Annotated in this window: 13 protein-coding genes and 1 pseudogene; 6 read left to right on the plus strand and 8 right to left on the minus strand. The window is 64.4% G+C overall.

Annotation, left to right across the window (positions count from 1 at the left end; all coding sequences use genetic code 11):
* A partial coding sequence (locus EOA79_RS21800) for an amidohydrolase family protein (RefSeq protein ID WP_164893910.1) occupies window positions 1-586 on the minus strand: 586 nt, incomplete at its 3' end.
* Between the two features lie 167 nt (window positions 587-753).
* On the opposite strand from EOA79_RS21800, the gene EOA79_RS21805 reads away from it, so the two are divergent.
* A complete protein-coding gene (locus EOA79_RS21805) occupies window positions 754-2,508 on the plus strand; it encodes an ABC transporter ATP-binding protein (RefSeq protein WP_095824293.1) in 1,755 nt (584 codons plus the stop codon).
* Window positions 2,509-2,632: 124 nt separating this feature from the next.
* Here EOA79_RS21805 and ilvD read toward each other — a convergent pair whose 3' ends face one another.
* Window positions 2,633-4,477, minus strand: a complete 1,845-nt coding sequence (ilvD, locus tag EOA79_RS21810; protein WP_095824294.1) for a dihydroxy-acid dehydratase — start codon at window positions 4,475-4,477, stop codon at window positions 2,633-2,635.
* Window positions 4,478-4,730: 253 nt separating this feature from the next.
* Here ilvD and EOA79_RS21815 point away from each other — a divergent pair, with 253 nt between their 5' ends.
* A complete protein-coding gene (locus EOA79_RS21815; protein ID WP_067324344.1) occupies window positions 4,731-5,201 on the plus strand; it encodes a VOC family protein in 471 nt (156 codons plus the stop codon).
* Window positions 5,202-5,268: 67 nt separating this feature from the next.
* On the opposite strand, the gene EOA79_RS21820 is transcribed toward EOA79_RS21815, so the two are convergent.
* The 3 genes from EOA79_RS21820 to EOA79_RS21830 form a co-directional block, all read right to left on the minus strand.
* Window positions 5,269-6,861 carry a peptide chain release factor 3 gene (locus EOA79_RS21820; RefSeq protein ID WP_095780207.1) on the minus strand — a complete coding sequence of 531 codons (1,593 nt, stop codon included), beginning with the start codon at window positions 6,859-6,861 and terminating at the stop codon, window positions 5,269-5,271.
* 123 nt (window positions 6,862-6,984) lie between these two features.
* Window positions 6,985-7,227, minus strand: a complete 243-nt coding sequence (locus EOA79_RS21825; RefSeq protein ID WP_095824295.1) for a DUF1127 domain-containing protein — start codon at window positions 7,225-7,227, stop codon at window positions 6,985-6,987.
* A 133-nt stretch (window positions 7,228-7,360) separates the two neighbouring features.
* Entirely contained in the window at window positions 7,361-7,642 is a 282-nt protein-coding gene (locus tag EOA79_RS21830) for a DUF4242 domain-containing protein (RefSeq protein WP_067003570.1), read from the minus strand.
* 204 nt (window positions 7,643-7,846) lie between these two features.
* Here EOA79_RS21830 and EOA79_RS21835 point away from each other — a divergent pair, with 204 nt between their 5' ends.
* Together EOA79_RS21835 and EOA79_RS21840 are read left to right on the plus strand one after the other, a co-directional pair.
* A complete protein-coding gene (locus tag EOA79_RS21835; protein WP_164748414.1) occupies window positions 7,847-9,655 on the plus strand; it encodes a winged helix-turn-helix domain-containing protein in 1,809 nt (602 codons plus the stop codon).
* 67 nt (window positions 9,656-9,722) lie between these two features.
* Window positions 9,723-10,796: an FAD-binding oxidoreductase gene (locus EOA79_RS21840; RefSeq protein WP_095824297.1), complete on the plus strand. Its 1,074-nt coding sequence runs from the start codon at window positions 9,723-9,725 to the stop codon at window positions 10,794-10,796.
* Here EOA79_RS21840 and EOA79_RS21845 read toward each other — a convergent pair.
* The 3 genes from EOA79_RS21845 to EOA79_RS21855 all read right to left on the minus strand — a co-directional run bounded on the left by EOA79_RS21845 (window position 10,790) and on the right by EOA79_RS21855 (window position 13,397).
* Window positions 10,790-12,163: an amidase gene (locus tag EOA79_RS21845; RefSeq protein WP_095799472.1), complete on the minus strand. Its 1,374-nt coding sequence runs from the start codon at window positions 12,161-12,163 to the stop codon at window positions 10,790-10,792. The two genes, EOA79_RS21840 and EOA79_RS21845, sit on opposite strands and share 7 nt — an antisense overlap.
* 162 nt (window positions 12,164-12,325) lie before the next feature.
* Window positions 12,326-13,126, minus strand: coding sequence for a class II glutamine amidotransferase (locus EOA79_RS21850; protein ID WP_067003564.1), 801 nt, complete (start codon window positions 13,124-13,126; stop codon window positions 12,326-12,328).
* A gap of 16 nt (window positions 13,127-13,142) precedes the next feature.
* On the minus strand, window positions 13,143-13,397 hold the full coding sequence (locus tag EOA79_RS21855; protein ID WP_067003741.1) for a DUF6356 family protein: 255 nt from the start codon (window positions 13,395-13,397) through the stop codon (window positions 13,143-13,145).
* A 116-nt stretch (window positions 13,398-13,513) separates the two neighbouring features.
* Between EOA79_RS21855 and EOA79_RS21860 the strand changes: the two genes are divergently transcribed.
* Together EOA79_RS21860 and EOA79_RS33700 are read left to right on the plus strand one after the other, a co-directional pair.
* Window positions 13,514-13,984, plus strand: a complete 471-nt coding sequence (locus tag EOA79_RS21860; RefSeq protein WP_067003562.1) for an Lrp/AsnC family transcriptional regulator — start codon at window positions 13,514-13,516, stop codon at window positions 13,982-13,984.
* A gap of 84 nt (window positions 13,985-14,068) precedes the next feature.
* Window positions 14,069-14,189: pseudogene (locus EOA79_RS33700) on the plus strand (dUTP diphosphatase); the annotation flags it as partial.

A 14,189-nucleotide genomic window follows, 5' to 3' on the forward strand; every position in this document is an offset into this window, starting at 1 on the left:
GTTCCGTCACCGAGCGCGTGCCATCGGCCATGTTGCGCTCGAAATGCGGGATGCCGCCGACGATGTCGACGCCCATATCCAGCGCCCGGATTGTGTTTTCGCGGGCCGTCGGCGAGCGATAAAACCCGTCCTGCGGAAAGGCGACAAGCTGCAGGTCGAGATAGGGCGCGACCGTTTTCTTCACGTCCAGCAGAGCTTCCACGGCAAGCAGCCGGTCGTCGCAGACATCGACATGGGTGCGGATGGCAAGCAGGCCCATCGACACCGCCCAGTCGCAATAGGCGAGCGCGCGGTCGCGCACCGCCTCATGCGTCAGGAGCGGCTTCAACTCGCCCCAGAGCGCAATGCCTTCGAGCAGGGTGCCCGAAGCGTTGATGCGCGGAATGCCATAGGAGAGCGTGGCGTCCATATGGAAATGCGGATCGACGAAGGGCGGCGAGACGAGATTGCCGCGCGCATCGACCTCGCTCCGAGCTGCGCCTTGCAACTGAGGCTCGATCGCGGCGATGGTTTCGCCAGCGATGCCGATATCGGCGATCCTGCCGTCCGGCAGCGTGCCGCCGCGCACGATGAGGTCGAAATCCATGTCGTCATCCCTTTGGTAGAAATCAGCGTTATCGTGATCGGAAAGGCGGCCCGCCGCAGCCGTTTCTTCCCTGCCGGCGTTTCCTCCGGCGCCAACTCGCTCTATAAGCCGCCTCTCGCCCCCGTGGCGAATCCGAAATTTGATAAGCCAGACACAGGATCGGCCGTTTGTTTCGCTTCTTCCGCTCGACGGAGAACCAGCGCCTTGTCGCAAGGCTGGTACGAGAATCTTTCCGGGAGCATAAATTCGGCTATGGCGCGGCCATTGTGTCGATGCTGGTGGTGGCCGCCATGACGGGGGCAAGCGCATGGATCCTGAAGGAGATCACCAACGAATTCGTGGTCTACAAGAGAGCGGATCGCGTCAACCTGATCGCGGCCGCGGTCGCCGCTATCTTCGTCCTCAAGGGCCTGGCGACCTTCGTTCAGGCCTATTTCATGAGCCGGGTCGGCAATGCCATCATCGCCGATAGGCAGCGAAAGATCTATGACCGGATCCTGGCGCAAGGCATCGAATTCTACCATTCGACCTCGTCGTCCGACCTGATCACCCGCATGACCAACAACGCCCAAGCCGCGCGCAGCGTGCTCGACCTCGTCGTCACGTCCTATGTGCGCGATCTGGTGACGTTGATCGTGCTGGTCGCAGTGATGGTCTGGGAGCAGCCGGCGCTGTCGCTGATCTGCTTCGTCGTCGGACCGGTGGCGATCTACGGCGTCAACAGCATTCTCAAGCGCGTGCGCCAGATCGCCAAGATGGAATTCCGCTCGCTCGGCCAGATCGTGCATGTGATGCAGGAAACGGCAATCGGCGTGCGCGTCGTCAAATCCTTCAATCTCGAAGGCGCGATGCGCAAGCGCATGTACAAGGCCGTGTCGGACGTCCAGAACCGCGCCAACAACATCGCGACGCTCGAGGCAGCCACCAGCCCGGTGATGGAAACGCTTGCCGGTCTGGCGATTGCCGGCGCAGTCTTCATCAGCGGCTTCCTGGTGCTGCAGGGCGGCCAGATGCCGGGCAACATCATGGCCTTTATCGGGGCGCTGCTGCTCGCTTATGAGCCGGCAAAGCGGCTGGCGCGCGTGCGCATCTCGCTGGAGACCGGCATCGTCGGCGTGCGCATGATGTTCCAGCTTGCCGACCGGCCGCTGACGCTGGCCGAAAAGCCCGGCGCCAAGCCGCTGCAGCCGGGCCCGGGCGAAATCCGCTTCGACAATGTCAGCTTCGCCTATCCCGAGAGCCCGCCGGTTTTCGAACAGCTCAACCTGACCCTGGCGGCCGGCAAGATGACGGCGCTGGTCGGACTTTCCGGCGGCGGCAAGTCAACGATCCTCAACCTGATCATGCGCATGTACGACCCGCAAAGCGGCAAGGTCATGTTCGACGGCCAGGACATCTCCTTCGCCACGCTCGATTCACTCAGGCAGAAGATTGCCTATGTCAGCCAGGACACGTTCCTGTTCGCCGGCACCATCATGCACAACATACGTCTCGGGCGTCAGGACGCGACCGACGAGGAGGTGATCGCCGCGGCCAAGGCCGCCAACGCGCATTACTTCATCAGCGCCATGGCCAAGGGCTACGAGACGGAGGTGGGCGAGAACGGCTCGTTGCTGTCCGGCGGCCAGCGCCAGCGCATCTCGATCGCGCGCGCCATGCTGCGCAATGCCGAGATCCTGCTGCTCGACGAGGCGACCAGCGCGCTGGACGCCGAATCGGAAGCGCTGTTCCGCGACGCGCTGCAGCAACTCACGGTCGGACGCACGACCATCGTCATCGCGCATCGGCTGTCAACGGTGCATCAGGCCGACACGATCGTGGTGCTGGAAAACGGCAAGGTGCTGGAAAGCGGCCCGCACAAGTCCCTGCTCAAACAGGGCGGACTCTATCAGAAGCTTTATGAATATCAGCTGATGCCGTGACGCCGGCGCTTACCCGTCGCTGCGCAGCAGCGGGGTGGAGGTGCGGCGCCGACCGACCCGGACCTTCGGTCCGACCTCCCCACAGAGGGGCCCACAAGGGGGAGGTAGGGGGGCGCTGCCCGACTTATTCCGGCACTTTCCTGACAGCACCTTTGTCGGCGCTGGTGGCGAAGGCGGCGTAGGCGCGCAGCGCCGTCGTCACCTTGCGCTTGCGCTTTTCCTCAGGCTTCCAGGCATCCGCGCCCTTGGCCGCCATAGCCTTGCGGCGGGCGTCGAGCTCGGCTTCGCTGACGGCGAGATGGATCTTGCGGTTCGGGATGTCGATCTCGATCGTGTCGCCTTCCTGAACCAGGCCGATCAGCCCGCCCTCGGCGGCTTCCGGCGAGACGTGGCCGATCGACAGACCCGACGTGCCGCCGGAGAAGCGGCCGTCGGTGATCAGCGCGCAGGCCTTGCCGAGGCCCTTCGACTTAAGATAGCTGGTCGGGTAGAGCATCTCCTGCATGCCGGGGCCGCCGCGCGGCCCCTCATAGCGGATGACGACGATGTCGCCCGCCTTGATCTCGTTGCCGAGGATCGCCTTGACGGAAGCGTCCTGGCTTTCGAAGACGCGGGCCGGACCGGTGAATTTCAGGATCGACTCGTCGACGCCGGCCGTCTTCACGATGCAGCCGTCGAGCGCCAGATTGCCCTTCAACACGGCGAGGCCGCCATCCTTCGAGAACGGCGTCTTGGCCGAGCGAATGACGCCCGTCTCGCGGTTCGTGTCGAGATCCTCCCAGCGGCGATCCTGGCTGAAGGCGACCTGCGTCGGCACGCCGCCGGGCGCGGCGCGGAAGAACTCGCGCACATTCTCTGCGGAAGTGCGGGCGATGTCCCAATGGTCGAGCGCTTCGCCCAGCGTTGCGGTGTGGACTGTCGGCAGATCGCGGTTGATCAGCCCGGCCTGGTCGAGCTGGCCGAGGATCGCCATGATGCCGCCGGCGCGGTGAACATCCTCCATGTGCACGTCGGACTTGGCCGGCGCCACCTTGCAAAGCACCGGCACTTGGCGCGACAGCCGGTCGATATCCTCCATGGTGAAGTCGACCTCGCCCTCATGCGCGGCAGCCAGGATGTGCAGCACCGTGTTGGTCGAGCCGCCCATGGCGATGTCGAGGGCCATGGCATTCTCGAAGGCTCCCTTGGAGGCGATGCTGCGCGGCAGCGCACTGTCGTCCTCCTGCTCGTAATAGCGCTGCGCAAGATCGACGATCAGATGGCCTGCCTCGACGAACAGCCGCTTGCGATCGGCATGGGTGGCCAAAGTCGAGCCGTTGCCGGGCAGCGAGAGACCCAACGCTTCGGTCAGGCAGTTCATCGAGTTCGCCGTGAACATGCCCGAGCAGGAGCCGCAGGTCGGGCAGGCCGAGCGCTCGATCACCTTGACGTCCTCATCTGAAATTCGGTCGTCGGCCGCGGCCACCATGGCGTCGACGAGGTCGAGCGCCTGCGCCTTGCCGCCCAGCACCACCTTGCCGGCTTCCATCGGGCCGCCGGAGACGAAAACGGTCGGGATGTTGAGGCGTAGCGAGGCCATCAGCATGCCGGGCGTGATCTTGTCGCAGTTGGAGATGCAGACCATGGCGTCGGCGCAGTGCGCATTGACCATGTATTCGACGGAGTCGGCGATCAGCTCGCGCGACGGCAACGAATAGAGCATGCCGTCGTGACCCATGGCGATGCCGTCGTCGACGGCGATGGTGTTGAACTCCTTGGCGACGCCGCCGGCCTTCTCGATCTCGCGCGCGACGAGCTGGCCGAGATCCTTCAGGTGCACATGGCCCGGGACGAACTGGGTGAAGGAATTGACCACCGCAATGATCGGCTTGCCGAAATCACTGTCCTTCATGCCGGTGGCACGCCACAGGCCACGGGCGCCGGCCATGTTGCGGCCATGGGTGGTGGTGCGGGAACGGTAGGCGGGCATCGGTATTCCTTGCTGGCTGGCCGCGCTAAAACGTGGCGCGGCGGCGCTGTATTTCAGTCGGCAGCGGTTATAGCGGCCAAGGTCCGGGCTTGCCACAATTTTGCGCTGCGCCACGATTCTTCAGGAAATTTGAAAAACGCTGTCGGATCGCGCCGCGCCGAGCCGTCCTTGAGGCAGACGGTACGAAAGCCGCGCCAAATCGCCGGCGCGCCGTTGATGATGAGCCAACCTGAACAAGTCGGAGGAGCAAGACATGCAGAAGATCACCACCTTCCTTTGGTTCGACGGCCAGGCCGAGGAGGCCATGAACCACTACGTCGCCATCTTCAAGAATTCGAAGGTGCTGAGCGTCACGCGCTGGCCCAAGGGCCATCCCCAGGAAGGCCAGGTTCTGGTCGCCTCGTTCGAGCTCGACGGGGTGCAGTTCCAAGCCCTCAACGGGGGGCCGCAATACAAGTTCACCGAGGCGATGTCGCTGTCGATCGACTGCAAAACGCAGGAAGAAGTCGATTATTTCTGGGCCAGACTCACCGAAGGCGGCGGCGAACCGGGACGCTGCAGCTGGCTGAAGGACAAGTTCGGCGTTTCCTGGCAGGTAGTGCCGGAGCAGTTGCCGCGTCTGCTTCAGGACCCCGACAGAGCGAAGGCCGGGCGCGTGATGTCGGCGATGATGCAGATGGGCAAGATCGACATCGCCACGATCGAGGAAGCGGCGAAGGGGTGATTACGCGTGAGTAGTGAACGGTGAATGGTGAGGATGCCCGACTATCACTATTCACTATTCACCACAATCACGCCGCCTTGTCGCGGACTTGATAATCCTTGACCGCGGCGAAGCGGATCGCTTTCCAGCGCTCGGCCTCGTAGTTGAGCGAGAAGGCGTGCTGGGCGAGGAAGACCGGATCGTTGTCGAGGTCGCGGGCGATGTCGCCGCGATGCGCCTCGATAAAGCGCTGGACATCCGCCCTGTCGTCGGCCGAGATCCAGCGGCAGACGGAGAAGCGCGACATCTCGAAATCCACCGGCAGCGTGTATTCGATGTTAAGCCGCTCCTTCAGCACATCGAGCTGCAGCGCGCCGACAACGCCGACGATGGCCGGCGAGCCGTCCTCAGGCGAGAACAGCTGCACGACGCCCTCCTCGGCCATCTGATGCAGCGCTTCCTTCAGCTTCTTGGCTTTCATCGCATCGCCGAGGCGGACACGGCGCAGGATTTCCGGCGCGAAGTTCGGCACGCCGCGGAACAGGATCTCCTCGCCCTCGGTCAGCGTGTCGCCGATGCGCAGCGTGCCGTGATTGGGTATGCCGACGACGTCGCCGGCGAAGGCCTCGTCGGCGGTGACGCGGGTGCGGGCGAAGAAGAATTGCGGCGCCGAGAGGCTCATCGGTTTGCCGGTGCGCACCAGCTTGGCCTTCATGCCACGCTCCAGCTTGCCGGAGCAGACGCGGACGAACGCGATGCGGTCGCGATGGTTGGGGTCCATGTTGGCCTGGATCTTGAAGACGAAGGAGGTCATCTTCCCCTCCGTCGCCTCGACCGTGCGTTCATCGGCTGCCTGGGCCCGCGGCGGCGGCCCGTAGGCGCCGAGCGCCTCGATCAGGTCGCGCACTCCATAATTGCGCAGCGCCGAGCCGAAATAGACCGGCGTCAGATGGCCTTCGCGGAAGGCGTCGATGTCGAGGGGTCTGCACGCTTCCCGCGCGAGCTCCAGTTCCTCGATGAAGTCGTTGCGCTCGTTTTCCGGCAAAAGCCCGGCGACGCGGTTGGAATCCGGGCCGTTTACGGGCGTGCGCTCCTTCTCGTCATCGCTCCGGCGCACCGCGTTCTGCGCCAGGTGATAGGTGCCCGAAAAGGTCTTGCCGCGGCCGATCGGCCAGGTAACCGGTGCTGTGTCCAGCGCCAGCTTCTGCTCGATCTCGTCGAGGATTTCGAACGGATCGCGGCTCTCGCGGTCCATCTTGTTGACAAAGGTGATGATCGGGATGTCGCGCAGCCGGCAGACCTCGAACAGTTTCAGCGTGCGCGGCTCGATGCCCTTGGCGGCGTCGATGACCATGACGGCCGAATCCACCGCAGAGAGCGTGCGGTAGGTGTCGTCGGCGAAATCCTCATGGCCGGGCGTGTCGAGCAGGTTGAAGACGTTGTCGTCATATTCGAAGGTCATCACCGAGGTGACGACCGAGATGCCGCGCTCGCGCTCGATCTTCATCCAGTCGGACCGGGTCTGGATGCGATCTTTCTTGGCCTTGACCTCGCCGGCAAGCTGGATGGCGCCGCCGAACAGAAGCAGCTTTTCGGTGAGCGTGGTCTTGCCGGCATCGGGGTGGGCGATGATCGCGAAAGTGCGGCGGCGCGATACCGCCTGTTCGATGTCTTCTGCCAATTTTTGGAATCCTGTCTGTGGCGCGGGCTTCTAGCAGCGCATTTTGGACGTGTCGACAGTTTCGGGCAGACCGGCACGGCCGAACAGCGTAGTCGATGTGGCCTGACAGGAACCTTAGGCCGTTCAGGTTCGCTCGCGATGACGGTCCTGGCGGCCCAACCGGGTAGCTAAACGTATCTCCGCCCCCTCGATGCCGATGTCGCGCAGCAGATAGTCCGGCAATTCGTCCAGCGTGGCCCGACCCCTGCGATTTCGCAGGATGCGCGCAAGCACGCCTCCGCCGGAACGGCAGATTTCGAAGATTGCAACGAGGAACCGTCCGAGCGCGGAGTGGTTGGCCGCAAGCTCCTGTCCAAGGATGGTCATGGTTTATCCTCCTCTGTTTGAATGATGAAATCGGGAGGGCCAGACTGGCCCTCCCGAAGGTTTGGCCGACAGAAGATCAGGATCGATCGTGCTCGCAACTCGCCTGCAAGGCACTTCACGATCGATCCCTCCATCAGGCGGCGGCGTATGCCGTCGTCGGATCGAACAGGCGCTTCACCTGCGTGATCTTGGTGGCCGGGAAGCCGCTCATCTTGGCGTGGCGCTGAATGATCGCCTCGTCCTTGGCGAGGTAGACGCAGAAGGTCTTGTCATCCGCGACGAAGGATTCGACCCACTGAATGTCCGGGCCGAGCTCGGCGAGAACGGCGTTCGAGGCCTTGGAGGCGTCGCGAAGCTGCTCGCGCTCGAAGGTGCCGACCTTGGGAATTTCACGTTCGATGATGTATTTCTGCATTTCGCAATCTCCTTGATCTTGGGTTCAAATGCCTCCGGACGCTCGACCAGATTCGATGCCGGTGACATTCCCGGGGCCGCTGAGCTAAACTGCAGCATGGCTCGCCGGGCAGACGGAGAATTGCGCAAGAGGCGGCCGACAGTCCTTACGCCGTCCTTATCTTCTTCCGATCCTTTGCCTACTGCCGTTACAGGATTGCTGCCGATGGGAACTTATTGCTTCGCCGACTTCGATCTTAACGAGGACGCTCGCGCCCTCCGTCTCGCCGGAAGCGAGATCGAGGTGCAGCCCCTGGTCTTCGATTTCCTCGCCATTCTGCTGCGGCACCGGGACCGGGCCATGAGCAAAGACGAATTGCTTGAAACGCTATGGCCGGGCGTGACGGTGACGGAAGCTTCGTTGCAGCGCGTGGCAAGCCTTGCCCGCGGCGTTCTTCGCCAGGGCGGCATGGAAACGGCGCTGCGCAACCTGCCCCGCTTCGGCTACCGGATTTGCCTCGACCTGCCGCCCATTTCGGCGAACGGGCCGGCCGGCGCGGGCGGCAAGCTTTCGAGCCCCGGTTCACCGGTTCTGTCGGCACGCGAAGCTGTTGCTGTCAGAAAATGGCACGAGGCCGCAGCCTGCTTCACCGAAGCGGATGCCGCTGGCGAGCTGCTGACGGCCGATCTTGAGGAATGGGCACTTGCGCTGGAGTGCATGGGCCGCCCGGCTGAAGCCATCCCGCTTCTGGCGCGCGCGGTGACTGCCTACGGCGTGGCCGGCGAGCGCTTGCGAGCGGCGTCCCCGGCAATCGGCCTGGCCAGGGTTCATCTGGAGAGAGGGGAACTTGCCGTCGCCAAGGGCTGGCACAAGCGGGCGGCGCAGCTGATCGATGGCGCAACCGACAGCAGGGAGCACGGCCTGTGGTGCTGGATGGGAGCGCGCATCATGGGCGCGGAAGCCGAGCCGGAGCAGGCGCTTGCGCTTGCCGAAAAGGCTTTCGCGGTTGGCAGGGATCTCGAAGATCCGGTCGTGGAGTCGCTCGGGCTGATCTATCGCGGTTTTTTCAAGCTCTGCCTCGGTGAGACCAAATCCGGCCAGGAGGACCAGGATTTCGCCGCCGCGCTCGGCCTCTCCAGCGGCGTGGACCCGGTCGTCGGCGGCATTCTCTACTGCAACATACTTTGGGCCTGCCGGAATTTTGGCGACTGGGCGAGGGCCAACCAATGGACCCTCGGCTATGAGGACTGGTGCAGGGGACATGGGCTTGAGGATCTGTCGGGCTCCTGCCGGCTGCATCGCGCCGAAGTGCTCGGCGTTCACGGCACGCTGAGGGAGGCTGAGGCGCTGGTACGCGCCGCGCTCGACCAGCTCGCCGTCGACGCCCCCTGGGCGACGGGCGATGCGCTGCGTGTCTTAGGTGACATTCATCTGGCCGCCGGAGATCTCACCGAGGCGGAAACAGCCTATCGTGCGTCCCATGCCGCCGGCTGGGATCCGCAGCCCGGACTGGCGCTGCTGCAGCTGGAGCAAGGCCAGGCCGAGGCCGCCTTCAGCGCTCTCGAGCGCTCCCTGGTCGGAAACGGCTGGCCGACGCTGCAGCGGCGAGGCATGGTCCTTGCCACTCTCGCCAAGGTGGCGGCGCGCACCAATCGTCTCGAGCGCGCAAAAGAAGTTATCACCGAGCTGGAGAGCCAGCCGCAGCGCTGGCCGATGGCCTCCATCCGGGCGCTGTCCGCCGAGGCCAAGGCTGAACTTTTCATACGGGAAGACCGCCCCACCGAGGCTGTTCGGGAGCTGCAGACCGCATGCTCGCGCTGGAGCGAGGTCGGCTCGCCGGTCAATGTCGCCGATGCCAGGCTTGCGCTCGCGGCGCTGCTCATTCAGCTCGGCGATCGTTCCGGCGCGGAGCTGGAGCTCGGCACAGCGTTGGCGTTAGCGAAGAAGGTCGACTCTTCACGGCTCACGCGGCGCTGCGAAGAGCTGAAGGGCCTGGTTGTCGGGACGCAGAAGATAGCGATGGGCGGCGCGTAGCCGCTTCTCGCTTGAGGTCTGGCCGGCGCGATGGCATGACGGGGAAATCTCCTCTGAAGGTCATGGCATGAGCAGCGCAAAACAAGTCATCGTCATCGGCGCCGGCATCATCGGCGCATCGATCGCCTGGCATCTGGCGAAGGCTGGAGCGAGGGTGACGGTCGTCTCGACAAGCGGCGCCGGCGGCGTCGCGACGCCCAATTCCTTCGCCTGGATCAACGCAAGCTGGGGCAATCCGGAGACCTATTTCCGGCTGCGCATCCGGGCGATGAACGAGTGGAAACGCTTGGCGAATGATCTGCCGGGCCTGCCGCTTGCCTGGTGCGGCGGCCTGTGCTGGGACCTGCCGGCGGACAAGCTCAAAGCCTATGCGGCCGAGCATTCGTCCTGGGGCTACGGCATCGAGCAGGTCGGCCGCGAACAGGCGGCGCGGATCGAACCCAACCTGACCGAGCTTCCCGATTTCGCGCTTCATGTCGCCGAGGAAGGCGTGGCCGAGCCGGTGGCGACCGCAACGGCGCTGCTGGCGGACGCCGAACGGCGCGGCGCGCGGCTTATTACTGGGACTGTCGATAGACTGACTCTATCCGGCGGCAGCCTGAGCGGCGTCGTCGTTGCGGGTGAAACCATCGCCGCCGACGAGGTGGTGATCGCCGCCGGCGCCGGCGCTCCGGCGATCGCCGCGACGGCAGGCGTCCAGTTGCCGATCAAGACGCCGCCCGGTCTGATCGTGCATTCGCGACCCTACAGGAAGCTCCTCAACGGCCTGGTGCTGGCCGAGAGGCTGCATATGCGGCAGACGGCCGAGGGCCGGATCATCGCCGGCTCGGATTTTGGCGGCGGCGATCCGGGCGAGAACCCGGAGGCAACCGCGCTTGAGCTTTTCGAAGCGGTGAAAGCGATGCTGCGCGGCGCCGACGGGCTGGAGTACGATTTCCACACAGTCGGCTATCGTCCTACTCCGATCGATGGTTTCCCAATTGTTAGCCGCGCCGACGGCGTAGGCGGCGTCTATGTCGCCGTCACCCATTCCGGCATCACGCTGGCACCCGCCATCGGCCTGTTTGCGGCCCGCGAAATCGTCGATGGCGAGCGCGATCCATTGCTCGCGCCTTATGCGCTGTCGCGCTTCGCTCAGTAGCCCGGCGGCCGGCGAAACCCGTCGGTCAGCGGCGCGATCGCCGCAGCGACGCCGAGCAGTCTCGCCTCCGACCAGCGCTTGCCGACCAGTTGCAGGCCGATGGGCAACCCGTTGCTGTCCTGCCCGCCTGGTATCGCCAGCGCCGGATGGCCGGAATAATTGAAGACCGCGCCATAGGCCGGCAGCATCCAATAGCTCTCGTCCTTGCCGTCGACCTTCAGCGCGCTGCCTGGCTTGCAGTGCGGAAAGGCCGTTGTCATGGCGACCGGGCAAAGCAAGGCATCACAGCTTTCGAAGAACCGCTCCCAAGCAAGAATCGACCGGTCGCGGCGAGCGAGCGCCGCGAACCAGCGCGACACCGGCGCAGGCTGTTCCGGCGGTTCCGGTTGCGCTGCCTCCAACATCATGCCGATCAACTTGCCGCCCTCGGTGAGATCATCATGCAGGTCGAGCTTCGGCAGTTTGGCTTCCTCGACGTGCGCGCCGGCGGAAGCCAGCCTAGCAGCCAATCTCTCGACCGCGGCGCCGATCTCGGCGGCCACCGGAAAGCTGCGGAAGGTGCCGGCGAAGGCGATGCGCAGCGATGTCAGCTCGAGCGTCGGTATCGCATCAACCGGCACCGGCGCCAGATCGGTATCGCCGCCGTCCGGACCGGCAATGATCCGGTAAATCAGCGCCAGGTCCTCCAGATTGCGAGCAATCGGCCCGACACAGGACATCAAGCGGACGCTGCGCGGAATGCCGCCCGGGTCGGGAAAAGCGCCGGCCAGCGAGACGCGATGCTCGGTCGGCTTCAGGCCGTAGACGCCGCAAAAGGCGGCGGGCAAGCGGATGGAACTCTGCATGTCGGTGCCGACCTCGAAGGGCGTCATGCCCGCAGCAACCGCAGCGGCAGCGCCGCCGCTGGAGCCGCCCGCTGTGCGCGACGGATCCCAAGGGTTGCCGGTGCGGCCGAACAGCGGATTGTCAGACTGCCAGTCGCCCAGCATGGTGGCGACATTGGTTTTGCCGACCAGCACGCCGCCGGCTCTCTTTAGCCTGGCAGCCACAGGGCTGTCCTGCTTGGGAACGTTGTCGGCAAATGGCGGGAAGCCGACCGTCGTCTTCATGCCAGCGGTCTCGTGCGCATCCTTCAGCGTGAACGGCACGCCGTGCAGCGGGCCGAGCGCGGCGCTGCGGGCCAGTGCCGCATCGGCTTCTCGGGCACGCTGAAGCGCGCCTTCCCGATCGAGGAGGACGACGGCGTTCAGAGCTTCGTTATGCCGGTCGATCTGCGCCAGATGCGCGTCCAGCGCCTCCACGGCCGAGATTCTCCGCCGGGCAATTGCTGCCGCGAGTTCGGTAGTCGAGGAAAATCCGATGTCCATTGTGCTGCACTCCGGCTGCTTGCCGCGCTGCGCCTTGAACATGGCGGATGAGACCGCGGCTTCAAGCCGAATTCAGCATTGTTAGGACAGCGGTGCTTGATCGAAATTGCGCCCACCTGTGGTCAGGGCGGCGCTGTCCCGCGACCTTCGCTACGTTTGGAGCTAGACGGCCAACGCGAACTTAGCAACGGTCGGCGCGAACGGCCGGATGTTTGTGCCGTCCCTTGTCATGGTGACAAAGCTCGACGGCGGGATCGCCTGCCATTCTCCGCCGTCGCGGTCGAACGGTTCGGAGACGATGCAGCGGCCGGCGCGGCTCGCGAATGCGCCGGTATAGAGCGTTGGCGCCTGGCCGTCGGTGGCGTAGCGCACGGCGTAGAGCGCCTCGCCATCGGAAAATGCCGCTGTCAGCTTCAGGGAGGGTTCGAGACCGGCGTGGCGCGAAGCCTCGAGAACGCGGCTGGTGGCGCGGGCTACCGCGCCTTGCGGGTCGGCGGACAGGCCTTCGTCGAGCATCAGCAGGAAGAACAGTTCGGAATCAGTCGTCCCTTCGCGCTGGTCGAAGACAGCATCCGACAGCGAATTCTCAAGCGCGCGGCGGATCTTCTCGAAGCCCCCGATCTGGCCGTTATGCATGAACGACCAGCGGCTGGAGACGAAGGGATGGCAGTTCATGCGGCTGGTCGCGCCGCCGGTGGAGGCGCGCACATGAGCGAGGAACAGGCCTGATTTGATCTGCCGGCAGAGGCTTTTCAGATTGGGGTCCGACCAGGCCGGCAGGATGTCGCGGTAAAGGCCGGGCTCGGGACGGTCGCCATACCAGGCGAGGCCAAAACCGTCGCCATTGGTCGGCGACTTGGCCTCCTGGGCGCAGTGGCTCTGGGCAATCAGCGAGTGGCAGGGCGCGGTGACGATGTCTTCGAGGAAGACCGCTTCACCGAGATAAGCCGCCCACCGGCACATCGCATTCCACCATTTATCAGGCGCGATCCATCAGAGCCTGAGGCTCCTTCACCGCGTGTGAGCCTCTGTTGTTCGTGCGCTCATAGAGCTCACGGACGATTCGGCTGGCGGTAGTCTCGAACAGAAATGGCAAGAAAGCGTGAACGAGGGCGGCGCCCGCGGCCATCGACAGGCGGGAGCAGAACCAGGCGGCGAAGGCCATGTGGCCGAAATAGGTTTCGCCAACCTTGGCCGGATGAGACGTAAAGAGCGCCGAAAACCGCGTCGTCATGGTGATCCCTCCTGCCGGGATGAGCCCCGATATTGAGTATCCTGCCACGAGTTGAAGGTTCATCGATCCCAAATTGTCCTTGTGTCTAGCCCTATTTTGGGACATTTATCCCAAGAATGGCATATGATATCGACGAAACTGATCGGAGATTGCTGGCCGAACTGCAGCGCGACGGCACGCTTTCCGTCGACCAGTTGTCGGAGCGCGTGGCCTTGTCCCGCAACGCCTGCTGGCGGCGCGTGAAGCGGCTGGAGGAGGAGGGCGTCATTACCGGGCGCGTGGCGCTGGTCGATGCCGACAAGCTTGGACTCGGGCTTTCGGTGTTCATCCTGATCCGCACGTCGAACCACGACCCGGACTGGCTGCAAAAGTTCCGGGCGGCGGTGACGGGCTTTGCCGAGATCACCGGCGTCTACCGCATGTCGGGCGACCTCGACTATGTGCTGAGAGCCCGCGTCGCCGACGTGAAAGCCTATGACAGGCTCTATCAGCGGCTGATCGCCAAGGTGCCGCTGTCGGACGTCTCCGCTTCCTTCGTCATGGAGGAGATCAAGGAGACGACCGTCGTTCCGGTGGAGTTGCGCTGACGCGGAACCGCATTGAAAGAAAGGCGTTGATAGCGTCGCGGCCGGGTTGACCGAATCGGCAGCCGCGCCGATAGGAATGGGCTCATGCGCACGGCTGTCTATCCTTCCTCCGTCATCGGCCCCACCGTCGGTTTCGTCAGGCTTCCGCATGGCGATGGCTTGCCGCTGCCGACCTATGAAAGCGCGGGCGCGGCCGGGATGGACC

This window comes from Mesorhizobium sp. M1A.F.Ca.IN.020.03.2.1, assembly GCF_004023205.1.
Classification (GTDB): domain Bacteria; phylum Pseudomonadota; class Alphaproteobacteria; order Rhizobiales; family Rhizobiaceae; genus Mesorhizobium.